Origin of the sequence: Psychroflexus sediminis, from assembly GCF_900099815.1 — a bacterium.
In the GTDB taxonomy this organism is placed as follows: domain Bacteria; phylum Bacteroidota; class Bacteroidia; order Flavobacteriales; family Flavobacteriaceae; genus Psychroflexus; species Psychroflexus sediminis.
The window spans coordinates 73,072-96,488 of the sequence record NZ_FNCW01000002.1 but is presented as its reverse complement, the minus strand read 5'-3'; the positions used below and the strand labels follow the sequence as shown (position 1 = coordinate 96,488).

General features: G+C 39.0%; 25 protein-coding genes. 14 read left to right on the top strand and 11 right to left on the bottom strand.

The genetic code is table 11. The features are described 5' to 3' along the window. Positions 1-10 precede the first annotated feature (10 nt). The 3 genes from BLP81_RS01915 to purN all read right to left on the bottom strand — a co-directional run bounded on the left by BLP81_RS01915 (position 11) and on the right by purN (position 1,987). Complete coding sequence (locus BLP81_RS01915; RefSeq protein ID WP_093364966.1) at positions 11-292, bottom strand: hypothetical protein; 282 nt, start codon at positions 290-292, stop codon at positions 11-13. A gap of 483 nt (positions 293-775) precedes the next feature. Next, positions 776-1,396: a ribonuclease H1 domain-containing protein gene (locus BLP81_RS01910; RefSeq protein ID WP_093364961.1), complete on the bottom strand. Its 621-nt coding sequence runs from the start codon at positions 1,394-1,396 to the stop codon at positions 776-778. Between the two features lie 3 nt (positions 1,397-1,399). Beyond that, positions 1,400-1,987 carry a phosphoribosylglycinamide formyltransferase gene (gene purN / locus BLP81_RS01905; RefSeq protein WP_093364945.1) on the bottom strand — a complete coding sequence of 196 codons (588 nt, stop codon included), beginning with the start codon at positions 1,985-1,987 and terminating at the stop codon, positions 1,400-1,402. Positions 1,988-2,141: 154 nt separating this feature from the next. Here purN and BLP81_RS01900 point away from each other — a divergent pair, with 154 nt between their 5' ends. The 5 genes from BLP81_RS01900 (at position 2,142) to pyk (ending at position 6,446) form a co-directional block, all read left to right on the top strand. Beyond that, entirely contained in the window at positions 2,142-2,378 is a 237-nt protein-coding gene (locus tag BLP81_RS01900; protein ID WP_093364943.1) for an acyl carrier protein, read from the top strand. 14 nt (positions 2,379-2,392) lie between these two features. After that, entirely contained in the window at positions 2,393-3,646 is a 1,254-nt protein-coding gene (gene fabF, locus BLP81_RS01895) for a beta-ketoacyl-ACP synthase II (protein ID WP_093364941.1), read from the top strand. 14 nt (positions 3,647-3,660) lie between these two features. Continuing rightward, a complete protein-coding gene (gene rnc, locus BLP81_RS01890) occupies positions 3,661-4,398 on the top strand; it encodes a ribonuclease III (protein WP_093364938.1) in 738 nt (245 codons plus the stop codon). 135 nt (positions 4,399-4,533) lie between these two features. Next, on the top strand, positions 4,534-5,016 hold the full coding sequence (locus tag BLP81_RS01885; protein ID WP_093364935.1) for an IPExxxVDY family protein: 483 nt from the start codon (positions 4,534-4,536) through the stop codon (positions 5,014-5,016). Continuing rightward, positions 5,016-6,446, top strand: coding sequence for a pyruvate kinase (gene pyk, locus BLP81_RS01880; RefSeq protein WP_093364932.1), 1,431 nt, complete (start codon positions 5,016-5,018; stop codon positions 6,444-6,446). Before BLP81_RS01885 ends, pyk begins: the two co-directional genes overlap by 1 nt. Before the next feature lie 55 nt (positions 6,447-6,501). Here the strand turns inward: pyk and rsmI are convergent, their stop codons facing one another. Further along, positions 6,502-7,182 carry a 16S rRNA (cytidine(1402)-2'-O)-methyltransferase gene (rsmI, locus tag BLP81_RS01875; protein ID WP_093364926.1) on the bottom strand — a complete coding sequence of 227 codons (681 nt, stop codon included), beginning with the start codon at positions 7,180-7,182 and terminating at the stop codon, positions 6,502-6,504. A gap of 2 nt (positions 7,183-7,184) precedes the next feature. Next, positions 7,185-8,123: a hypothetical protein gene (locus BLP81_RS01870; protein ID WP_093364924.1), complete on the bottom strand. Its 939-nt coding sequence runs from the start codon at positions 8,121-8,123 to the stop codon at positions 7,185-7,187. A 101-nt stretch (positions 8,124-8,224) separates the two neighbouring features. Between BLP81_RS01870 and BLP81_RS01865 the strand changes: the two genes are divergently transcribed. Next, positions 8,225-8,863, top strand: coding sequence for a thymidine kinase (locus BLP81_RS01865; RefSeq protein ID WP_093364922.1), 639 nt, complete (start codon positions 8,225-8,227; stop codon positions 8,861-8,863). Further along, positions 8,863-9,966: an alanine racemase gene (gene alr, locus BLP81_RS01860; protein WP_093364920.1), complete on the top strand. Its 1,104-nt coding sequence runs from the start codon at positions 8,863-8,865 to the stop codon at positions 9,964-9,966. The genes BLP81_RS01865 and alr overlap by 1 nt, the downstream gene beginning before the upstream one ends. Before the next feature lie 78 nt (positions 9,967-10,044). Here the strand turns inward: alr and BLP81_RS01855 are convergent, their stop codons facing one another. Together BLP81_RS01855 and BLP81_RS01850 are read right to left on the bottom strand one after the other, a co-directional pair. Then, the gene (locus BLP81_RS01855) at positions 10,045-10,302 is read right to left on the bottom strand and encodes a Txe/YoeB family addiction module toxin (RefSeq protein ID WP_093364917.1); all 258 of its coding nucleotides are present in this window, start codon (positions 10,300-10,302) and stop codon (positions 10,045-10,047) included. Continuing rightward, positions 10,302-10,550: a type II toxin-antitoxin system Phd/YefM family antitoxin gene (locus BLP81_RS01850; RefSeq protein WP_093364914.1), complete on the bottom strand. Its 249-nt coding sequence runs from the start codon at positions 10,548-10,550 to the stop codon at positions 10,302-10,304. The genes BLP81_RS01855 and BLP81_RS01850 overlap by 1 nt, the downstream gene beginning before the upstream one ends. 748 nt (positions 10,551-11,298) lie before the next feature. On the opposite strand from BLP81_RS01850, the gene uvrC reads away from it, so the two are divergent. The 6 genes from uvrC to BLP81_RS01815 all read left to right on the top strand — a co-directional run bounded on the left by uvrC (position 11,299) and on the right by BLP81_RS01815 (position 19,429). Next, complete coding sequence (gene uvrC / locus BLP81_RS01840; protein ID WP_093364912.1) at positions 11,299-13,101, top strand: excinuclease ABC subunit UvrC; 1,803 nt, start codon at positions 11,299-11,301, stop codon at positions 13,099-13,101. After that, a complete protein-coding gene (locus BLP81_RS01835; RefSeq protein ID WP_093364909.1) occupies positions 13,091-15,337 on the top strand; it encodes a patatin-like phospholipase family protein in 2,247 nt (748 codons plus the stop codon). Before uvrC ends, BLP81_RS01835 begins: the two co-directional genes overlap by 11 nt. 213 nt (positions 15,338-15,550) lie before the next feature. Beyond that, positions 15,551-16,717, top strand: a complete 1,167-nt coding sequence (locus BLP81_RS01830) for a homogentisate 1,2-dioxygenase (RefSeq protein WP_093364907.1) — start codon at positions 15,551-15,553, stop codon at positions 16,715-16,717. 147 nt (positions 16,718-16,864) lie between these two features. Next, positions 16,865-18,004: a 4-hydroxyphenylpyruvate dioxygenase gene (hppD, locus tag BLP81_RS01825; RefSeq protein WP_093364903.1), complete on the top strand. Its 1,140-nt coding sequence runs from the start codon at positions 16,865-16,867 to the stop codon at positions 18,002-18,004. A gap of 138 nt (positions 18,005-18,142) precedes the next feature. Next, entirely contained in the window at positions 18,143-18,910 is a 768-nt protein-coding gene (locus BLP81_RS01820) for a DUF3108 domain-containing protein (protein ID WP_093364900.1), read from the top strand. Positions 18,911-18,940: 30 nt separating this feature from the next. After that, on the top strand, positions 18,941-19,429 hold the full coding sequence (locus tag BLP81_RS01815) for a UpxY family transcription antiterminator (RefSeq protein WP_093364897.1): 489 nt from the start codon (positions 18,941-18,943) through the stop codon (positions 19,427-19,429). Here the strand turns inward: BLP81_RS01815 and BLP81_RS01810 are convergent. Both BLP81_RS01810 and BLP81_RS01805 read right to left on the bottom strand, forming a co-directional pair. After that, positions 19,426-20,787 carry a DUF5723 family protein gene (locus BLP81_RS01810; RefSeq protein WP_093364894.1) on the bottom strand — a complete coding sequence of 454 codons (1,362 nt, stop codon included), beginning with the start codon at positions 20,785-20,787 and terminating at the stop codon, positions 19,426-19,428. The genes BLP81_RS01815 and BLP81_RS01810 overlap by 4 nt on opposite strands. Then, positions 20,784-21,314 carry a hypothetical protein gene (locus BLP81_RS01805; RefSeq protein ID WP_093364891.1) on the bottom strand — a complete coding sequence of 177 codons (531 nt, stop codon included), beginning with the start codon at positions 21,312-21,314 and terminating at the stop codon, positions 20,784-20,786. The genes BLP81_RS01810 and BLP81_RS01805 overlap by 4 nt, the downstream gene beginning before the upstream one ends. A gap of 296 nt (positions 21,315-21,610) precedes the next feature. On the opposite strand from BLP81_RS01805, the gene BLP81_RS01800 reads away from it, so the two are divergent. Next, positions 21,611-22,126, top strand: a complete 516-nt coding sequence (locus tag BLP81_RS01800) for a hypothetical protein (RefSeq protein ID WP_176752666.1) — start codon at positions 21,611-21,613, stop codon at positions 22,124-22,126. An 83-nt stretch (positions 22,127-22,209) separates the two neighbouring features. On the opposite strand, the gene BLP81_RS01795 is transcribed toward BLP81_RS01800, so the two are convergent. Together BLP81_RS01795 and BLP81_RS01790 are read right to left on the bottom strand one after the other, a co-directional pair. Beyond that, positions 22,210-22,593 (bottom strand): hypothetical protein, encoded by a 384-nt coding sequence (locus BLP81_RS01795; RefSeq protein WP_093364882.1) that lies wholly within the window; start codon positions 22,591-22,593, stop codon positions 22,210-22,212. A 178-nt stretch (positions 22,594-22,771) separates the two neighbouring features. Next, positions 22,772-23,401, bottom strand: a complete 630-nt coding sequence (locus tag BLP81_RS01790) for an FEKKY domain-containing protein (protein WP_093364880.1) — start codon at positions 23,399-23,401, stop codon at positions 22,772-22,774. Positions 23,402-23,417 lie beyond the last annotated feature (16 nt).

Below are 23,417 nucleotides of genomic sequence, written 5' to 3'. Positions count from 1 at the left end.
GGAGAAGTGATTAAGAGGCTAAATCTGTAGTTTCAACAGCAGAATTCATTAAACAGTCTGAATCATCACAATGATTCCCGTTCGCCTGATGCTCGTTCATCATAGGGGTTGTTATGTTCACAAGATCAAGAAGATGTCCAAGTTCATGCGTCAAAACAGTAGCTTTTATACTGGATCTAAAGGCTTGATTTAATCCTCCTGTATTTTCAGCAATCATACCGCCCATCAAAGAGGTAGATAGGTTTTGACAAGCGACACCAATGACCGATTCATCTTCAAATTTACCATCCACAATACTTACCCAGATAGTAATTTCAATCTCAGCTGGGAATAATTGTCGATTGTCATTTTCAATAGTTCTTAAGTCTTAAGCAGAATAATTTTTATTTAGACTGAGAAGGTATTTCAGTGAGTACAATTTCAATCCCTCTACTTTTATTGAGATGTTCTGCTAAAAATTTATGACTATTTGTTGTGCTTGACTAGTCAAAGCAAAGCCTTACACACAGCCAACTTCAACAGTAAATTTAGTAATAGAAGTTTCAGTGAATAACTCTTTTGCAGATTCTCCAACACCTAAATTAATACGATAGTCTTCAGCACTTCCGCCATCATCATATTCATTACCTCATTGATTTCATTACTATCATCTGAAGTGCAACCCGAAAAGAAGCATAAGATGAAAATTAGGATAATCACTTTAAAATATGAATTCATATTCATTTGGACAGAAGTTTAAATTAACCCTTTAAATTATGACTTTTAAAACTAAGCTTTACTTCCTCCCAAAATCAGCCGGGATTTCTCCCCAGGCTTTGGTTTCCCATTTCAAAACAGGGTTTTTAAACCTGTTTTTCGACAACCAGAGTTCAGCCCTTTTGATCAGTTCAAACAGCTTTTCATTTTTGGAATTCCGCCCTAATTTGGTCTTGCATTTCTTCTGCCGGATCCAGGACATGGCGATTCTGGAATCTGTATAAATGGGCAAGTCGCTTTTTTTGTCTTTTAAGAACGCCAAACCATGAACCAAAGCGAGAAATTCACCAATATTATTGGTTCCCTGAGAAAATGGCCCCATATGAAAGAGTACCTGCCTGGTTTTGGTCACCACGCCCCGGTATTCCATTTTGCCCGGATTACCGCTTGAAGCCGCATCTACAGCGATGGAATTCCATTCGATACCTTCAGTAGAAAAGGTTTTGGAAACGCGTTTTTTTTGCTTTTGGTAGCCAAAAAATCCCATCGCATAGGCGTCCTTGGCTTCTTCCAGGCTGGAAAATGATTTGTATTTGGCGTTGGGATAGTTTTGAATTTTTAGCTTGCAGTCCTGCCAGGAGGTATAAATTCCCGGCTCGTAGCCTTCCCACACAACATAATACTTAGAGGATTTGGACATACATCAAAACAATAGCTTTTCAATCTCTTTCGGATAATGTTCGTATTCAAGCGAATGAATTTTTTCTTCTAAAGAATTGAGGTCCTCATTATCTTCCAGATCAATTTTGAACTGAGCAATTGTTTCGCCTTCATCGTAATGGGTACTGACGTAATGTATCGTAATGCCACTTTCTTTATCCTTGTTCTTTAAAACTCTTTTAAAAACCCGTTCACCATACATGCCTTCTCCCCCGTATTTTGGCAAGAGTGACGGATGAATGTTGACAATTTGATTGGGAAAAACCGCTAAAAAAGACTCTGGTATTTTTAGTAAAAATCCTGCCAGCGCAATGATATCCGGATTTATTTCTTTGACCACTTCCAGCAAGTTGGTAGATTCTTGCAGATCTTCCTTATCAAAATGAATACATTTTATTCCCAGATCATGAGCTCGTCGTAAAACCCTGGATTTTTTATTATTTGAGAGTATGTGTGAAACTTCAACCTTTTCATTATCTCGGAAATAATGATATAAATTTATCGCATTTGTCCCGTTACCGGAAGCAAAAACCACAATCCTTTTCTTTGAATTTGACTTTGACTTTTCCATTAAAATAGATATTGAATTTGAAATTTAAGCAATTTCAAAATGAATTTATAAAATATAATTATGTAAATTTAAACACATTTTCACCTTTAAAACTTGTTTTAAACTAAAGTTTTATATTTTTGCGCACTGAAATTAAACATAAAAAATTACAATCATGTCAGACATTGCATCAAGAGTAAAAGCCATTATCGTTGATAAGTTGGGCGTTGACGAAAACGAAGTTGTTACAGAAGCTAGCTTTACAAACGATTTGGGAGCAGATTCTTTGGATACAGTAGAGCTCATTATGGAGTTTGAAAAGGAATTTGACATTCAGATACCTGACGACCAGGCAGAGAACATTTCAACCGTAGGTCAAGCTGTTTCTTACATCGAAGAAGCAAAAAAATAAAATAGTCTTATTTCATGGAATTAAAGCGAGTTGTAGTTACTGGTCTAGGGGCGCTTACGCCCATAGGAAATAATATATCAGAATATTGGGAAGCCCTCAAAACCGGCAAAAGCGGTGCGGCCCCTATCACCTATTTTGATACTACCTTATTTAAAACAAAATTCGCCTGTGAAATAAAAAATTTCAATGCCAACGATCACTTCGACAGAAAAGAAGTACGGCGACTTGACAGATTTGCACAATATGCCTTAGTGGCTTCAGATGAAGCCATTCTGGACTCCGGTGTGGATCTCGATGTAGTCGATAAGTATCGCATTGGTGTCATTTGGGGAGCTGGAATTGGTGGTTTAGAAACCTTTCAAAACGAAGTCATTGACTTTGCCAAAGGCGACGGAACCCCACGCTTCAACCCGTTTTTTATCCCAAAAATGATAGCTGATATTGCCCCGGGTAATATTTCTATCAAGCATGGATTTATGGGGCCCAATTATGCTACAGTTTCTGCATGTGCCTCTTCTGCCAATGCCATGATAGATGCGCTTAACTACATTCGTTTAGGTTACAGCGACATCATGGTTACCGGAGGAAGTGAAGCAGCAGTAACTCAGGCAGGAATGGGCGGATTTAATTCTATGCATGCTCTTTCTACAAGGAACGACGACCCTCAAAAAGCATCAAGACCTTTTGATGCCAACAGAGATGGTTTTGTTCTTGGAGAAGGTGGTGGAGCCCTTATTCTTGAAGAATATGAGCACGCCAAAGCCCGAGGAGCAAAAATTTATGCGGAAGTTATCGGTGGAGGAATGTCTTCTGACGCTTACCATATGACCGCTCCTCATCCAGAAGGAACAGGAGTGATTGCTGTGATGAAAAATTGCTTGGAAAATTCCGGACTCAAGCCAGAAGATGTAGATACCATCAATACCCATGGTACTTCTACGCCTCTTGGGGATGTTGCAGAATTGAAAGCTATCAAAAACGTCTTTGGGGATCACGCCAAGAACATCAATATCAATTCTACGAAATCCATGACCGGTCATTTACTTGGTGCCGCCGGAGCAGTAGAGGCTATAGCTTCTATTTTAGCCATGCAAAATAATTTGGTACCACCAACGATCAATCATGAAACTGCAGATGAAAATATTGATCCTGAGCTCAATCTTACATTGAACAAACCTCAGGAGCGAAACATAAAAGTAGCCATGAGCAACACCTTTGGCTTTGGAGGTCACAATGCTTGCGTAGCTTTTAAAAAATTGGATGAGTAGTTTATTGCTTTCAAATGAAATTTTTTAAACATATTTTAAATGAATCCCGTTCTGAAGCAGACGGGATTTTTTTTCAAAAAATTCAAAAGATTGTTAAAGTAAAACTTAGCAGCTTACCCATTTATAAACAGGCATTCACACACCGTTCCTTAAAAGTAAAAAACGAAGAAGGACGAATCATAAGTTATGAACGCCTGGAGTTTTTAGGAGATTCTATTCTCGGTGCTGTTATTTCAACCTATATGTTTGAAAATGCACCCCAGGGAAATGAAGGTTACCTTACCAAAATGCGGTCTAAAATCGTAAGCCGCAAAAATCTAGACCTGCTGGGTCAGCGACTGAATCTTACCGATCTTATTCTTTCCGGAATCCCTAATGAAAAACTAGGTAAAAATATAAATGGCAATTTATTTGAAGCGCTTATTGGTGCTATTTACGTCGACAAGGGATTCAAAGCCTGCGAAACCTTTATCTACAGGACAGTAATCCAGGAAGACGTCGATCTGGCCCAACTTGAAAAACGGGTGATGAGCTATAAAAGCCTGATGATTGAGTGGTGTCAAAAAAATAAATTTTCCTTCGAATTTGTGACCGAAGACGATCCGGGTCGCGATGAAGAAAAGCATTTTTCTGTAAAGCTTATCATCAATAACGAAATTTCTGGAAAAGCCAGAGAAACCTCAAAGAAAAGAGCTGAAGAGAAAGCATCTCAACGCGCTTACTTTACATTTCAGAACTACATCAAGCCTTAAAATTCTTTCCACGAAAACGTTTTCTTAAGCTTGAGTTCCTATTAAATGCCGCCAAGAGTTGATGCATCTTGTTTTGTTTCATATATTTACAGAAGGTTTCTTTGAAAGCATGTAAATTTTCTATTACTACGTATCATGAAAAAAAGAAAATTCAGTTTAACTGATTTTGAGATTTATGATTTTAAATTAATAGCTATTCATTCTCAACAGGAACCCCATAAGCTTGCATATCTCATCAATTCTGTTCTAGGAACAAGTTTCAAAAGAATGGAAAATAATCTCGACCTGACCGTAAATGGAAAATCAGCAAGTTTTCCCATATTCGATTATTTCAACAGAGAATGGGATACCAAATCTTACTTGATTTGTAATAAAGTAGACTTGGAACAGGAGTTTGTGACGGCTCATAATCTATTTGATACCGAAAATTTGAGGACTTCATCATTTTTATTGAAAGAATACAAGCGCGTAGATTACCTGTTAAAAATAGAGGACGAATTGAATATTTTCAAGCCCGAACTCATTATTAAAAAACTGATAAAAACGCATCAAATTTCGATGGCCTACACCATTGAAAGTCATGCGATAAAACACCCAGAACACTTAATTTTAGACTAATGAAAACATCAAAGAAAACAAAAATAGTTTCCACTCTTGGCCCTTCAACAAGCAAAAAAGAAGTCCTTAAGGACATGCTCGACGCTGGTGTCAATATTTTTAGAATCAATTTTTCTCATGCCGATCATAGCGACGTTCGTGAGCGTGTAAAAATGATCCGGGATCTGAATGAAGAATATGGCTTTAACGCTGGAATTCTTGGCGATTTACAGGGGCCAAAGCTTCGTGTTGGCGTGATGAAAGACGAGGTGGTTGTAGAGCCCGGTGACGAAATTGTCTTTGCTACAGGTGAAGAATTTGAAGGTACCAAAACTCGGGTTTACATGAATTATGATACCTTTCCACAGGATGTGAAACCCGGAGAACGCATTTTACTTGACGATGGAAAGTTGATTTTTGAAGTGCTGACCACCGATAAAGAAAGTGAAGTCAGAACCAAAGTCATACAAGGAGGACCGCTAAAATCTAAAAAGGGGGTGAACCTTCCAAACACGAATATTTCACTTCCGGCACTCACGGATAAAGATGTCGAAGACGCTGTTTTCGCCTGTGAACTTCAGGTGGACTGGATAGCCTTGTCGTTTGTAAGATTTGCAAGTGATTTAAAGCAACTTCAGAAAATCATCAAGAAGCACAGCGCTCATAAGATCCCGATTATTTCAAAAATTGAAAAACCTGAAGGTGTCAAAAACATCGATAAGATCATTGCTTACTGTGATGGCTTGATGGTTGCCCGTGGAGACCTTGGGGTAGAAGTCCCTGCCCACGAAGTTCCCCTGATTCAAAAACAACTTGTTTTGAAAGCAAAGCAGGCTAGAATCCCTGTCATCATCGCCACTCAGATGATGGAAACCATGATAGACAGTCTTACCCCCACGCGAGCTGAAGTTAATGATGTAGCCAACTCGGTGATGGATGGTGCCGATGCTGTGATGTTATCTGGCGAAACTTCTGTAGGAAAATACCCGGTACAGGTGATTCAAAAGATGGCCCAAATTCTAAAAAGTGTTGAAAACTCACCCCTGATCAACGTTCCTCATGAGGCTCCACAAATCAAAACCAAGAGATACATCACAAAATCCATATGTTATCACGCGGCTTTGATGGCCAATGAAATCGACGCTAGCGCTATCTGTACACTGACCAATAGTGGTTATACCGCCTTTCAGATTTCGGCCTGGAGACCAGATTCTCATATTTTAGCCTTTACCTCCAACAAAAGAATTCTCACACAATTAAGCTTGTTATGGGGTGTTAAAGCCTTTTACTATGACAAATTTGAGAGTACAGACGAAACGATAGATGACATAAATTCTATTGCCAAGGAGAAAAATTATGTTGAAAAAGGAGACTTCACCATCAACCTGGCCGCCATGCCAATTGAGGCAAAAGGTATGGTAAACACACTCCGAGTATCAGAGATAAATTAATCTCTCAAACTTTACCTAAAGCCGTTTTAAAACAGGTGTTTTAAAACGGCTTTTTTTATGCTTTCACTCCGGAACCCGCCAGGACAATAACGAATTCCCCCTTTGGTTTTTTCACTTCAAAATGAGCGATGACTTCCGTTAAACTTCCGCGAACAGTCTCTTCATAAAGTTTTGAAATCTCCCGGGAAACACTCACCTGACGCTCTGCTCCAAAATGTTCAACAAACTGCTGAAGGCTTTTTAAAAGCTTGTAAGGCGATTCATAAAACAGGATGGTACGCTCTTCTTCCGCTAAAGCCTTAAGGCGTTTTTGTCTGCCTTTTTTGGCAGGAAGAAAACCTTCAAACACAAATTTATCGTTGGGCAAACCGCTGTTGACCAGTGCAGGAACAAAAGCCGTTGCCCCCGGCAAGCATTCTATCTTGACGCCTTCTGCAACGCAGGCCCTGGCGAGTAAAAAGCCAGGATCGGATATGCCCGGGGTTCCTGCATCAGTAATGATAGCGGTTTCTCTTCCACCCTTGATTTGTCGCACTACAGCATCGGTTTGCGAATGCTCATTGTGCTGATGATAGCTTTGCATCGGTGTTTCTATACCGTAATGCTTGAGTAGGATCCCGCTTACACGGGTGTCTTCTGCCAGAATGACGTCCACAGATTTCAAAACCTCTACAGCTCTGTAGGTCATGTCCGAAAGATTGCCAATTGGGGTGGGCACTAGAATCAGTTTGGACATGCTTACTTGAATTTGTGTTCAATAACCTCCATAAATCTGGCTTCAGTAGCTTCTTTTCCTTCCCATGACTTATAATCTGGTTTCACCTGATTTTTTATAAACGACTCGGCTTCTTCGAAAGAAGACATGGTATTGAGCTGAGAAAGCACGCGGTTATAATCATCTGCACTTCCTCCAAAGAGATGATTGGTAAATGCTATTCTATCGTTGAGGCCTATTTTAATTCCTTTTTTTAACTTATCATTCAATGAACGCTTTTCTTCATGGGTAGCATTCAAATTGGATTTTACCTCTTCTGGTTTTGGAGCCTCAGACTTTATTTCCTGCCGGGGAGTTTCCGGATTTTTTTCCGGATACTTTTGTTCTGTGTCGTCAGTTTTCTGCTCCTGATCCTCAGACTTAGGTTCAAAATCCGGCAAGTCATCAAAATGAACCCCATAACTGTTGAAATCATCCTCTGTGGGATAGGCTTTTTCGGAAGAAGAGGTCTTTTCCTCACCGGAAGACTGTGATGAGGATGGTTTTTCTTTTTCTGAATTGGATTCAGAGTCAGATCTAGATTTATGAGTCAGTTTTTCAAACTCAGCCAGGAGCAAATCGACCTGCTCAGATTCCGGTGGCATTTGAGAGACGATATCCTTTATTTTTTCGGTATTGGGTTCAGAAATAGGATTGGGATTATAATCCATGCCGTCAGGGGATTTGTAATGCCCGCTTTCTTCATCTATATCGCTGAATTGCTCTGCAAAGCTTTCTTTAAATTCAGTTTTAGAAACCTCAGAATTTAAGCCGCCAAAATGGGATTCAGCAAAAGCTAAGATGCTCAATTTCTCATACAGCTCAGCAGCTTCTTTTTTCAACTGATGTATATCTGCTCTGTTTTTCAATTTTAAAATACGCTCGGCTAGACTTATCAATTCGTCTTCTAAAACTCTCTTCATAATATTTGTGATTTTCTTCTTTAAAGACCTTATTATTTTTGCTAATTTTAGCCTTATTATTCTGTAGTGACAACCTATTTATTAACGCCCTAAAATACAAAATGTTTCTCGAAAACACTGTTAATCACAAAGAGCAATTTGGATGGATCGAAGTCATCTGTGGAAGTATGTTTTCCGGAAAAACGGAAGAACTGATCAGACGGCTCAAGCGCGCGAAGTTTGCCAAACAAAAAGTCGAAATCTTCAAACCCCAGATCGATCGCCGGTATGACGATGAAGAAGTGGTCTCACATGACGAAAACTCCATTCGTTCAACGCCTGTTCCTGCCGCTGCCAATATTCGTCTATTAGCTGACAGCTGTGACGTCGTAGGCATTGATGAAGCTCAATTTTTTGACGATGAAATCATTTCAGTTTGTAACGATTTAGCTAACAGGGGCGTACGGGTGATTGTTGCAGGACTGGACATGGACTTTAAGGGCAACCCCTTTGGGCCTATGCCCAACTTGATGGCTACCGCAGAATATGTGACCAAAGTCCACGCCGTTTGCACAAGAACGGGTAATCTGGCTCAATACAGCTTCAGAAAATCGACCAAAGAAGACCTGGTCTTGCTCGGCGAAACCGACGAATATGAACCTTTGAGCAGAGCTGCTTATTTCAAAGCTATGCTCAAAGAAAAGGTGAAGAATATCGATGTGAACGATTCTGAAGAACTGATTCAAAAAAAAGCTGAGTAATGACCAAAGTCTTAGAAACCCGTCTAGAAATCGACCTTACTGCTTTAGAAACTAACTTTAAATTGCTGAAAAGCTATTTGAGCCCAGAAACCAAAATGATGGGTGTCGTCAAAGCTTTTGCTTACGGAACGGATTCGGTGATCATCGGAAAACATTTGGTGAAAATCGGGGCCGAACAACTTGCGGTCGCTTACATCGAAGAAGGTGTGAGACTGAGAAAAGCGGGTATTAAAGCCCCTATTCTGGTGTTTTACCCCCAACTGGAAGACATACAGAACCTGGTAGATTACCACCTTACCCCAAGTGTATATACACATTACTTTTTGACAGGGCTCTGCCAGGAGTTAACCCATCATGCAGTAGACTCTTTTGGAATTCATCTCAAAATCAATACAGGGCTCAACCGCCTTGGATTTGAGTTAAACGAAATGGATTCTGTGGTGAAACACCTGGATTCAGAGAAAAAAATAAAAGTTGCTGGTGTCTTTTCTCACCTGGCTGCCTCGGGGAATAGAGATGAAATTGAGTTTACTAAAACTCAGATAGCCAAGTTCAAAGAAGCCCGTAGTTTTTTTAAAGCCCATCTCAAGTATGATTTTGACAGTCATATTTGCAACTCCAGTGGAATTCTGAATTTCCCTGAAGCCGAATTTGATATGGTAAGAGCGGGCATCGCTTTATATGGCTACGGAAATAATCCTAAAGAACACCAGCTGCTGAAAGCTGTGGCCAGCTTAAAAACAGTGATTGCCCAGTTAAGGACAATTCAGAAAGGGGATAGCGTGGGTTATGAACGAATGTTCAGGGCAGAACAGACCACTGAAATCGCTACTTTACCCCTAGGCTATGCCGATGGCATTTCAAGGATTTTTGGAAATGGGAAAGCCCGTGTGCTTATCAACGGAAAAAAAGCTCCGATCATAGGCAACGTCTGTATGGATACTTTAATGGTAGATGTGACTGGAATCGAATGCGATGAAGGCGATGAAGTGGAGGTTTTTGGTAAACACAACACGGTTGTCGATTTTGACAGCCATCAGCAAACCATCCCTTATGAAGTGATTACGAGAATTTCTCAGCGGGTAACGCGGGTATTGGTTTAATCGTTCAAATTTGACATCTCAAATTTCTCATTTCAAAATTATTTAACTTTGATAAATTACTAAAATCTATACCTCAATTTATAAATAGTGGTACCGGCAAGCAGCAATCCAAAGTTGATCATTTTCATATTTGTAAACTAATCGATGTTCGGAAGTAATTCGTCTCGACCAATAACCTTGTAAATCTCCTTTAAGAGCCTCGGGTTTTCCTATACCTTCAAAAGGAGTTCTCATACAACTTTTGATAAGTTCATTTATACGTTTGAGGATTTTCTTATCGACTTTTTGCCAATACAAATAATCATTCCAAGACTTAGTTGACCAAGTAATTTTCATTACTCAATAAGTTCATTTTGAATGCCATTTCCTTCTTCAAGTTCCTTAACAGAGTCAAGTAGAATATCCCTATTTTTACCTGTAAGTAAATAGGTCGTCTCTTTAAGTGAGTTGTACTCATCTAATGATATCAACACAAGATCTTTACCGTTTTTACGCTTTATAACGACATCACTTACATCATCAATAACCTTGTCAAACCAATGCTTAAGATTTGAACGAAAATTTGAGTAATTTACTATTTCCATTTAACAAAGATAATCAAAAGTACTTATATCCGTACTTTCTATACTATTAAAATGTTTAATTACAAATAATGGTATTGGAATAGTAACCTGCTTCGTTTTCGAAGAAATTGTCATAATAACAATCTCAATTTTTATTCGCTAATAAATATAAAGGACGAAGTAAAGCTCCTTGTAAATCATAATATTGATAGTTGTGAACAAATTCATGGGAAAATAATCTCACCTGTCTGTAATGTTCTTTCTAATTCAAATCTATAAAAGCCCATGTTAAGATGCCATATGTCGTAAAAATTTCGGTTAGAAGCTGCATTCTCAATAATTGAAGTTCCTGCTGCATTAACAAATTTTGCATACCAACTTTACTCCCTGGCGCGTTTTGATTTAATTTTTCCTAAAACCCTTTTACTTTCAAAAATCAAATATCCTCCCGCTGCACCTTGAGCCAGGCCTTTGAATAAAACCTTAAGCCCCTTTACGTTCGGTTGCTTATTAATTAGCGCTCCTAAACCGCTGAATACAGATCCAAATTCAATATTTTATAATGCCATTTCTGTATCACTGGACCGGGCTAATGCATTGGTACAACAAAAAATATAAGATTACTAAAACAAAATAAAGTTTGATTTTCACATCTTTTTATAAAAGTTAGATGTAATGAAATTTCTAAGCGTATTAAAATACCATTTCATTCTTATAAAGCTCTACCAAATTTCAGGCATAAGACTTAACTTTGCTATGATCAGAATTTATGGAAACCACAGACCTAGACATACAAGTAAAAACGCTTCCCGAAAGTCCCGGTGTTTATCAATACTATGATAAAGACGACAGGATTTTGTATGTAGGTAAGGCCAAAAACCTTAAAAAAAGAGTTTCTTCCTATTTTAATAAGCAGCACGACAGTCACCGCATTGGGGTGATGGTAAAGAAGATTAAAAACATCAAGCACATTGTTGTGGATTCTGAAATGGACGCCCTCTTGCTGGAGAATAATCTTATCAAAAAACATCAGCCGCGATTCAACATTATGCTGAGGGATGACAAAACCTATCCCTGGCTGTGTATCAAAAATGAACGCTTCCCCAGGGTGTTTTTAACGAGACAGGTCATAAAAGACGGCAGCGAATATTACGGCCCCTACCCTAGCGTCCGAACGGTGAAAACACTGATGGGATTGATTAAAGGTCTTTATCAGCTCAGAACCTGTAACTACGATTTATCTCAGGCAAAAATCGACCAGGGAAAGTATAAAGTCTGTCTGGAATACCATTTGGGAAATTGCAAAGGCCCCTGTGAAGATTATCAGAATGAAGAAGACTACCTCAAACAAATCGAGGCGATACGGAATATTGTCAAAGGCAATCTAAAAGATTCTCTGAAAGATTTCAGGGAACAAATGCATGACCTGGCTGAAGAAATGAGGTATGAAGAAGCCGAAAAAGTGAAGAGAAAAATTAACACCCTGGAAAAATATCAATCCAAATCTACCGTTGTCAATCCAAGAATAAGTAATGTAGATGTGTTTTCCATTGTTAGTGACGAAGGTTATGGCTATGTCAATTTTCTTCAATTGTCTCACGGGGCTATCATACGCTCTCATACCATAGAAATGAAGAAAAAACTGGATGAAACAGACAAAGAATTACTGGAATTGGGCATCACTGAAATCAGACAGCGCTTCGAGTCCAAGTCTCCGGAAATCTATGTGCCTTTTGAAGTGGAGGCTGGTGAATATGTAAAAGTTAGCGTTCCGAAACTGGGAGATAAAAAAGCCATTGTGGACCTTTCTACGCGAAACGCGAAGTATTTCCGCATGGAGCGTTTTAAGCAAATGAAAATTGTAGATCCAGACCGGCATACCAATAGGTTGATGGCTCAAATGAAAGAAGATTTAAGACTGAGCGAAGAACCTCGCCATATCGAATGTTTTGACAATTCCAACATTCAAGGCTCAAATCCTGTTGCGGCCTGCGTCGTTTTTAAAAATGGAAAACCCAGCAAGAAAGATTATCGAAAATTCAATATTAAGACGGTAGAAGGTCCCGATGATTTCGCGTCTATGGAGGAAGTGGTTTACAGACGCTACAGGAGACTGCTGGAGGAAGATGAGCCTTTGCCACACCTGGTTATCGTCGATGGAGGAAAGGGGCAGTTATCTTCCGGGGTTAAAGCTTTGGAACGCCTTGGATTACGGGGTAGGATTCCGATTATAGGTATTGCCAAACGCCTTGAAGAATTGTTTTATCCCGGGGATCAATATCCATTGTATCTTGACAAAAAAACAGAAACTCTGAAAATCATCCAGCAATTAAGGAATGAGGCTCATAGGTTTGGCATTACCTTTCACAGAAATAAGCGAAGCAAAAATGCCATTGGTACAGAATTGGAAGAAATCACTGGAATCGGAGAAAAAACCTCCATCGAGTTGCTGCAGCATTTTAGATCTATAACCAAGGTAAAGAAGGCAAGCCTGAAAGAGCTTGAAGATGTCATTGGAGTTTCCAAGGCTAATCTCATTTATACCCATTACCACACTCAAGATGAAACTTAATTTTTTATTCCTCCTGCTTTTTCCTGTTTTGGTCTGGAGTCAAAATCTTGACCTCAATCAACTTGATAGTTTGCAAAAATCCGGAAAAGACATCAAAGTTGGACTGGCCTTAAGTGGTGGTGGTGCCAAAGGCCTGGCTCACGTTGGCGTTTTAAAAATCATTGAAGAAGCAGGGGTAAGGATAGATTATATAGGAGGAACCAGTATGGGGGCAATTGTAGGCGGACTTTATGCCTCGGGATATACGACTCATCAACTTGACTCTATTTTCAAGACCACAGATTTTGGAATTTTAATTCAGGATGATTTACCAAGAAGTTCCAAAAGTTTTAATATCAGGAAAGATTCTGAGCGTTACGTTTTAAAACTTCCGTTTGATAATTTTCAAATTAAATTCCCCTCGGGAGTGTCCAAAGGGCAAAATATTTATAACCTCTATGCTCAGCTGTTATCTCATGTTAAGGTTAAGGATTTTTCTCAGCTCTCCATCCCTTTTTTTTGTGTAGCGACCAATGTAGAGACAGGTGAGGAAGTGATTATAGAACAAGGAAACCTTGCTACGGCACTCTCTGCAAGCGGAGCGATACCCACCCTGTTCAGCCCTGTTTATATAGACGGAATGATGCTGACAGATGGCGGAGTTCTCAACAATTTCCCAGTTGATGAAGTTCGGGCCAAAGGAATGGATATTATTATCGCGGTAAATGTTCAGGATGACTTAAGAGATAGGAAAGATTTGGGAAGCGGTTTAGAAATCCTCAGCCAGGTCAACAATTTTAGAACCATTAAGTCTGCTAAAGAAAAGAGTCTGAAAACAGATGTTTATATCAAACCCGACATCAAAGATTTTTCGGTTTTGTCTTTTGATCAGGGTGCGCAAATTATCGAAAACGGAGAAATAGCGGCACGAGCGAAAATAGAATCTCTTAAAAAGATTACCGAAGTTCAAAAAGGGACTTTTACACGCCAAGCTATTTCAGTCCCGGAATATGTAAATATTGGAAATATAAACATAATCGGTAATGAAAATTTTCCAAGAAATTACATCACAGGAAAGCTGAAAGTAGAATCTTTTGAAAAAACAAGCTTCAATCAGTTAAATGCCGGTTTAAATAATTTATCGGCAACAGGCAGTTTTGAAAAGATTAATTATACACTTTCTGAAAATGGCAGCTATCAGGATCTGACTTTAAGAATGTTTGAAAGTGAACAAAATACACAGCTTAAATTTGGAGTACATTATGACCAGCTTTACAAAACAAGCTTTCTTGCCAACCTCACTCAAAAGAGTTTATTCTTTGTAAATGACGTGGCCTCTTTAGATTTGATTATTGGGGATAACTTAAGGTACAATTTGAGTTATTACATCGATAAAGGACGCTATTGGAGTATTGGGTTTACCTCCAGGTTTAATCAATTTGAAGAGGATGTAAATTTTGAATTTATACAACAGAATGTCGGCTCTCAAAATATGCTAAATTTGAACCAGGTCCGGTTGGAGAATAACGACTTCACCAATCAAATTTATGCTGAAACCTTTCTCACCAAAGACTTTAAATTTGGACTTGGGGCTGAGTATAAATTTTTAGAAGCAACAACTGAAACCTTTATCGAAGATCCAGAAGTCAACGAAGCTGAAACCATTATAGAAAAGGACAATTTATTCAGCACATTTGGATACCTCAGAATTGATACGCTGGATGATAAATTCTACCCGAGCTCGGGCTTTTTATTTTCTGGTCAGTTAAATATTTATTTTCCTCTGTTTGACGATTACTCCGAATTTGCTATTGCCAAAGGTGAGATTGGCTATGCTCAGCCTTTATTCAAAAATGTCTCCGGTTACATCGGCTCAGAGCTAGGCTTTAGAACTGGAAATGAAAATTTGGCAGCTCTCAATTTTTTCCTGGGCGGGTTTGGAAATCAAACCATCAATAACTTCAGGCATTTCTTAGGTTATGATTTTTTCACGCTTTCTGCAGATTCCTACATCAAGGGCATTGTTCAAATAGATTACAATTTCTACAAAAGAAATCACCTTCTTTTCACAGCCAACTACGCCAATGTAGAAGACGACCTGCTGTCCACTGGAAATTGGCTGACTACCCCAAGTTTTTCCGGATATAGCATTGGCTTGGGATCTCAAACCATAATTGGACCTATAGATCTGAAGTATTCGTATTCCCCGGAAACCAAAGAAAATACCTGGTTTGTGAGTCTGGGCTTCTGGTTTTGATCAACTGCTTTAGAGTTAAATGGTGTCCTTGCTCTCCTGGCGGTTTCTCTATGAGCCTGAGGTGAAATAGAATTTGACAGGTTTTGAAATAAGGCTAATCTCTATTGTGAAAAAGGGCCTGGCACTTCAGCTTAAGATTTAAAATTGAGAATCTATATCTCAAACTTTAGGATTACATCTATTTTCACGATATTTGATAAAACCGTAAAAATTATGCCTTTCTACCATAAACTTGGTAAAATACCACATAAAAGACACACCATATTTAAGAAACCCGACGGGTCTCTATATCGTGAGCAGCTTTTTGGAACTATTGGTTTTGATGGAATGTCTACCAACAGCTACCACGAACATCACCCTACCCAGGTGAAAGAAATTCTGGGACACAAAGATGTTACACCAAAAATTGCAGTGAATACAAATTTGAAATCTTACAAATTTCACGGCTTCAAAACCATTCCACAACCGGATTATCTGGACAGCAGATCCACGGTATTACATAATGATGATGTCAATATTATCCTTGCTGCTCCTACCCAATCGCTTCACGATTACTTTTATAAGAATGCGGATGCCGACGAATTATTATTCGTACATAAAGGCAAAGGAAAACTGAGAACCCATCTTGGAAATTTGGATTTTGACTACGGAGATTATCTGCTCATCCCCAGAGGAATAATTTATAAAATCGATTTCGAAACCGAGGATAATCGGCTTTTCATAGTAGAATCGAGAAGACCAATTTATACCCCAAAACGCTACAGGAATCACTTTGGACAATTGCTGGAACATGCCCCATTTTGCGAGAGGGACTTAAGACAGCCTTACGAACTGGAAACCAATGATGAAAAGGGAGATTTCCTGATTAAAGTGAAAAAGGAAAATCAGTTGTTTGATATGGTTTATGCTACTCATCCTTTTGACGTGGTTGGCTACGACGGCTATAATTATCCTTACGCCTTTTCCATTCATGATTTTGAACCCATCACGGGTCGAATTCATCAGCCGCCTCCTGTACATCAAACTTTTGAAACCGATGCTTTTGTTGTGTGCTCCTTTTGCCCGAGATTATTTGACTACCATCCCGAAAGTATTCCTGCACCCTACAACCATAGCAATATAGACAGTGATGAAGTCTTATATTACGTAGATGGAGATTTTATGAGCAGAAACGATATAGAAGCCGGACACATCTCTCTGCATCCCGCCGGGATTCCACACGGCCCTCATCCGGGGGCAGTTGAACGAAGCATAGGACAAACCAAAACTGAAGAACTCGCTGTGATGGTCGATACCTTCAAACCTTTAAAAATTACGGAAGAAGGCATGGCAATCGCCGATGACAGCTATCATAAATCGTGGCTGGAAGATAAACACTAAACCTGCTAAGCTTTGGCGAAACAGACTTATAACAGTAAGCATGCCTTTAGCGGCAGACAGGTTTTCACCCCAGCAGCTACAGGGAGGAGATGAGAGGAACGACCAAAGCACTGAATCAGATAAAAATTGAATCAAAAACATAGACCGATGAGTACAGATACCACCAGCCAGAAATTACCAAAAGTCAATACTAAAGCAGAGGATTTTTTACCCATTTTAGGAACCGATTTTGTAGAACTTTATGTAGGGAATGCAAAGCAGGCAGCCTATTACTACCAGACCGCCTGGGGCTTTCAGCCGGTGGCTTATTCAGGACTTGAAACAGGGAAAAAAGACACGACTTCTTATGTCCTGCAGCAGGGTAAGATAAGATTGGTCCTCACCAGCCCCATGGGCGATGGGGGAGACATCAACAGGCATATCAATCAGCATGGGGACGGTGTAAAATTCGTTTCGCTCTGGGTAGATGATGCTGCCAAAAGCTTTGAAGAAACGGTAAAACGCGGTGCCAGGCCTTATGCCGAACCCTACAGCATTGAAGATGAGCACGGGAAGGCTGTGATCTCAGGGATACATACCTATGGGGAAACCATTCACCTCTTTATAGAACGAAAAGATTATGACGGACCGTTCTTACCCGGTTATAAGGCCTGGGCAAAAGATTACAAAACCGAAGGTGTTGGTCTTAAGTACATCGACCATATGGTAGGAAATGTAGGCTGGAATGAAATGAACACCTGGGTGAATTTTTATGCAGATGTCATGGGATTTGCTCAGTTGCTTTCCTTTGATGATAAGGATATTTCCACGGAATATACCGCACTGATGAGCAAGGTGATGAGCAACGGAAATGGACGCATAAAATTCCCGATTAATGAGCCCGCTGAAGGAAAAAAGAAGTCTCAAATCGAAGAATACATCGACTTCTACAATGGTGCCGGCGTACAGCATATAGCTGTGGCAACCGATAATATTATCGAAACCGTAAGCGAATTGCAACGCAGAGGTGTTGAATTTTTGAATATTCCTGAAACTTACTATGATACAGTATTGGACCGGGTGGGAGAAATTGATGAAGACCTGGCGCCACTCAAAGAACTTGGCATTTTGATAGATAGCGATGATGAAGGCTATTTATTACAAATCTTCACCAAACCGGTTTTGGATAGACCAACGATGTTTTTTGAAATCATTCAGCGCAAAGGGGCTCAATCTTTTGGCAAAGGTAACTTTAAAGCTTTGTTTGAGGCTATTGAACGGGAGCAGAACCTAAGAGGGACCTTATAATAAACTTCTGTTTAAACCAACCCAAAAGCCTCTTTTTAATGAAGAGGCTTTTCATTTTAATCCTCGTTATTAAAGTCGTCATAAAATAAGGGGCATGCTAATTGATTATATTGAAATTTGAATAAACCTCATGAAATTATGAAACTCATACTTAGTATCTTTTTTTTCTTTTGGGCTCTTACCGGGTTTAGTCAATCTGCTTACGGTGACGGTGAGTGGCTTAGTTTCAAAATCAAATACGGTTGGTTCAATACCAGTACCGCAAGTCTGGAAATCGAGAAAAGGCTTTTAAATGATGAAGAGGTTTTCCATGTTGTTGGTATTGGAAAAAGTGTCGGACTATTAGACTTGTTTTTTAAAGTAAGAGACCGGTATGAAACTTATATTACAAAAGATGAAGGTTTACCCTTAAAATTTATAAGAGACATCAATGAGGGAGGGTACAAAAAAAACAAAGAATTGTTTTTTGACCATCTTACCAATCGCGTAAAAGTCGTTGACTTCAAACACAATACCATAGAGACTTTCGATATGATGGACAACACCCAGGATATGCTTTCTGCATTCTATAAACTCAGAAATACGATAGATATTAATAAACTAGAAGTCGGTCAGGAATTCTATTTAAATATGTTTTTTGATAATGAAAACTATAATTTTAAAACCAAATTTTTGGGCTATGAAACCATAGAAACAAAATTTGGTAAGGTTGCTGCTCTCAAATTCAGACCCTACGTCAAGGCGGAGCGTGTGTTTGAAGAAAGTGAAAGCCTTACCTTTTGGGTCTCTGCAGATAAAAATAAAATTCCCTTAAAAATTGAAGCTGAATTGGCTGTAGGCTCACTTACCGCTGAGCTGGACCAGTTTAAAGGCCTCAAGCATCCCTTCCAAATCAATATGGACTAATACAAGACTTGACAGATACCCCTTTTTTTTATGAATTCTCTTTCCAAAACACCTTCTCCATGGCTTGTGCTTTATACTAAACCAAGAGCCGAAAAAAAGCTTGCGGAACAGCTGCTTCAGGATGGTATTGAGGCCTACTGCCCCGTTCAAGTGGAAATAAAACAATGGAGTGATCGCAAGAAAAAAATCGAATCCCCCTTATTGCCTTCCATGATTTTGGTAAATATCGATGAGGACAAAAGAGACAGGGTTTTCGACAGGAAACATGCCGTGAGATATCTGTATTGGCTTGGAGAACCTGCAAAAGTCACTTCTGAAGAAGTTGAAAGTTTAAGATCTATGGCTGAAGACAGTCAGTTTGAAAGCCAGGGTCTGGAAAAGCTAAAACCAGGTGAGAAATTGGATATGACCGCTCTGGGATTTGAACACATACAAGGTACTGTGAAATTTGTAAACACACAGGAATGTTGGATTGTTCTGGAAAACATAGGCTATGTGGTCAGATTTAAAAAAACCTAAAACTTCAAATTCATCCCAAACTGATAAGCTAATGCTTCCGCATTATAAATATTGTTGAAGCTGTTAAGCCGATCTACATTTAAAAATAGGTTCACTTTCCAGACATCCAGGGCCACACCTCCTCCATAATTTGGTTTGTTAAACTGATCTATCCCGAGACTTACCTTGACGTAAAAAGCGTTCCAAAAGCTTCTCTGGTACATCACATTAAGACTATAAAATAAATTTCCGGCGCTTGCCATGGTAAAGCTATGCAAACTTAAAGTTTGGTTTCCGGAAGGCTTTCCTGCAGATCTTAAACCACATTCACAAAGCCTGGCCTCCTCTCCAAAATTGTAGCTCAGTCCCAGATTCAGTTTTGCAGGCTGAATATATAAGTAGGCCTCTGATGTGGTTTCATTGGGAAGGTTCTCTTCGATTTCATCGCCCAAATTCTGATAATAGGTAATGAGATCATCGCCTTGAGCGAAATTCGGAAACTGAATTCCGAGACCCTCGTATTCATAATAACCTCGAACGGTGACTCTCTTCGTATCTTTTTTAAATTGAATAAAACCAAGATCCAAAAGACTGGCGGTAAACTCAAGCCTTTCATTAAAATAATAAGATAGCCCAAGGTCTATACCCAAGCCCAGATTGGAACCCACCAGCACATCTCCCGGAGCAAATTCATCATTATTTTCTAACCCGGCGCTATCAAAAGCTAAGTCCAGATTACTTATGCTTTGTTCAAGCAGAAGTCCCGTTTCACTTTCTCTTGTTATAAAACGTCCGGTATTTCTTACCGATCGTATGTTCACATCTGAGGTGTAAAGTTTCACTCGCGCTCCCAGATGCAGATTTTCATCGACTTGCTCATTAATTCCAAAATGAAAAACCGTCTGCAGATTCGCTCTGAAATTGATCTGACCGATGTCATAACTTCTATTCTGACCTGCATTTCCAAAATAAGCCAGGTCAATCAAGTCTTTGGGCAAGTTGGTAACCGCATCACTTTCCTGATAGACCCCTGCGGTATAATACCGCTGCTCCTGCCTCCAACCCACACTGATGAGGTCAATTTTCTGATTTAGGGCAGCAAAATCATCAGATGAAATTCTGTCGATTGCTGCAACTACACTGGTATTAAAATCATTGGCATTGAAAAGATTATCCACGCTGAGCGCCGTATTTCCCACCGAAGCATAGATATTGGAAAGCAGAGGTACACCCACATGAAAATCTGTTTTTTCATAAGCTGCACCGGGGTTCAGCATTAAAGACTGCGGATTGTGGGTTTGGTTATAAAGCAAATGCTTATCCTGACTCCATAAGGAATTGCAAATCACCAAAAAAAAAAGAATACATCTATACCTCATTCTCCAGTGTATAAATAGCTTGCTTCCACAATACATTCTACCTGCATACGACCAGAATTGGTAGCTGTTGAAGCCTGTCTTACAAAAAATTCGGCTCTTACGCTTGAGGTGATAATGGCAATTTCCTGAGCATTCAACACTACAGAAAAGCTTTTAACTGTTGGCTGGTCTTCTGTTCCAGCGGCAATAGGTTCTGAAACTCTATAAGTCTCTACATCATTGTCGTCATAAAAAATAAAATTCAAATTTTGCCTCCTGTTGATGCTGTTACCTGCCAGAACTTTAAAGGTTAATCCCACTAAATAATCAGCATTGAATTGTTCATTCAGAAAATCCACATCGATATAATCCCGTAGTGTATTAGAAACCGGAATCGAATCATTTCCCGCATTGATTAATTCAGCAGCATACTGAGTTTGGAACACGTTGACTTCAAAGGTGGGTCTGGCTTCAAAGTCTTCGGGGTCCAGAGACCTGTCGTCAGTACAACTCCAAAAGATCAAACACATGATGATAAGATATTTCATAGGATTAAAACAAGTCAAATTAAACCTCCAATAGTCGACAATTTGTTAACGAAAGCGAATAAACAAAAATTGCAGCAATATCGATAAATATTGTTGAATTATTTACAAAGGTAGGGTATTCATAATATAAAGTATTTTAGAAATCTATGCTTTTGGAGGTCAACAGCTTCAGGCACATTTTGGGCGTGACCCTCGCCATTTCCGGCAGAACAGGGCTTTTTACTTGTATTTTTCACCAGGATTTTCAGTTATAGTTAATGCCTGAGTTTCAATCTCAGGAAAATGTGTAGCTTTAAATGTCAAACCAACTTAGTTATACCATGAAATTAAAACATGCCAAACTCAAAGATTTCCTTTTTCTCCTTCTGGTTTTTGCTTCCAGTCTCTGCTTTTCTCAGGAAATCACTGTGGGTCAGGATTTGTGGGGCTATGAATTTAAACAGGGTGACCAGGAACTGACGTGGAAAGAACTCCTTGCAGAAACTGAACCTGTTTCTGAAAGTTATGACCTCATCAAAAGAGCGCAATCACAAAACATCTTATCGACTATTTTAGGATTTACAGGTGGAGCCCTGGTAGGCATTCCTGTTGGTCAGGCCCTTGGAGAGGGGGAAACAAACTGGGTTCTGGCCATTGTTGGCGGAGCTTTAGTTGGAGTGGCTATTCCGTTATCTTACCGTTCTAAAAAATATTTGAAAGAAGGTGTCGCGCTCTACAATGCTCAGAATAAAACCTCCTTTCTTCGGGAATTTCAGCCGGAAGTCAGTCTGGTGGGAAACGCGAACGGATTGGGATTGCGGCTAAGGTTTTAAAAGCAGGAAGTGAGATGGATTCTTCATCTGGGTTTTATTACATGTTATAACACAAGAGCATCGCATAACGGCTACTTGGAGGATTAAAGTATAGACCGTCCTTTCAGGGTGTTGTTTGCCGGATTTGAGTCTTCCATTTTGATTTCGAGGGTGTAATTCAAAAACTCGTGATCCTCTTTATAAAACGTCTTTTGAGATTCATAGTTTAGGGTTTGTCCCGGCTTTAATGCAGAGGTCGCTGTATCCAAACTGACGGTCTCACCATTGACTTTTAAAAAGACCTCGTAGCTTCCCGCGGGAATGACTGTAGTTCCTGTATTCTTTATTTTATAGTGATAGTAGATGCCATTCATTTCCGTTCTGTTTTCAATCACTTCCAGGGCCTGGATGTCGGTGGTTTCGAGTTCACTAAATGCGTGATTAAAGAATAACTGCAGACCGATAAAAAGAACTGTAATCGTTTTCATGGTTTTTAATTTAAGGGCAATATCTTGTTTTTAGGTGAAAACCGATGTTCTTCGCATAAGTTTTTCTGGCTGGCAAACAAGCGCAAGTTTTTCAGATTAACTATTACTTGCTAAAAACTGACATTCTCGATTAAGCAAAGTTTTAGCCATAAAACATTTGCGATAATGCAGAGCGTTTTTACTTTATACCAAACGGTTTAATTGGCAATTCATTAAGCCAATTCTTACCATATTTTTCAGTTAAGTAATCTGATATCATTTGATTATTTTCATTAGCTTTTTTGAAAGATAAAGGATCAACAACGCAATTTTCTTTTTGAACTCCGATTCCATATTTTTCTTTGAATTCAGTAAAACCTTCTGGTATTGTATTGTCAATTCCGTGAATAATAAAGTTTAAACTCCCCTTTGAAATTTCAAGTTCAATTTGCTCATCAGTTAAATTTGTTCGCTTATTTAGTGGGAAATGAGAATATCTTGTCTTAAAAATCTTTTCTTTTTTTTCTTCTAATCTGATTGTAATGGTGTTCTTTTTACTGCTAATCCTTGCAGGATAATAAGTGTAAGCATTGAATTCATCTGTTGCAAAACCAAATTGATACTTCCCTTTACTTGGTAATTTTACTGTAAAACTTTTAGTATTGCTAATTTCAATTCTCTCATTTGTTTCAGTTATAAAAAACACACCAGAGTTTAGGTCTTTCTCAGTTAAATTTTCAAAAACTACTTCTATAATTACTTCTTTCTCAGTAGCATTTGAGTTTCCAAAAGCTAAAGCAAATACTAAAGTCAATATTATTTTTTTCATATCAGATTGTATTAGG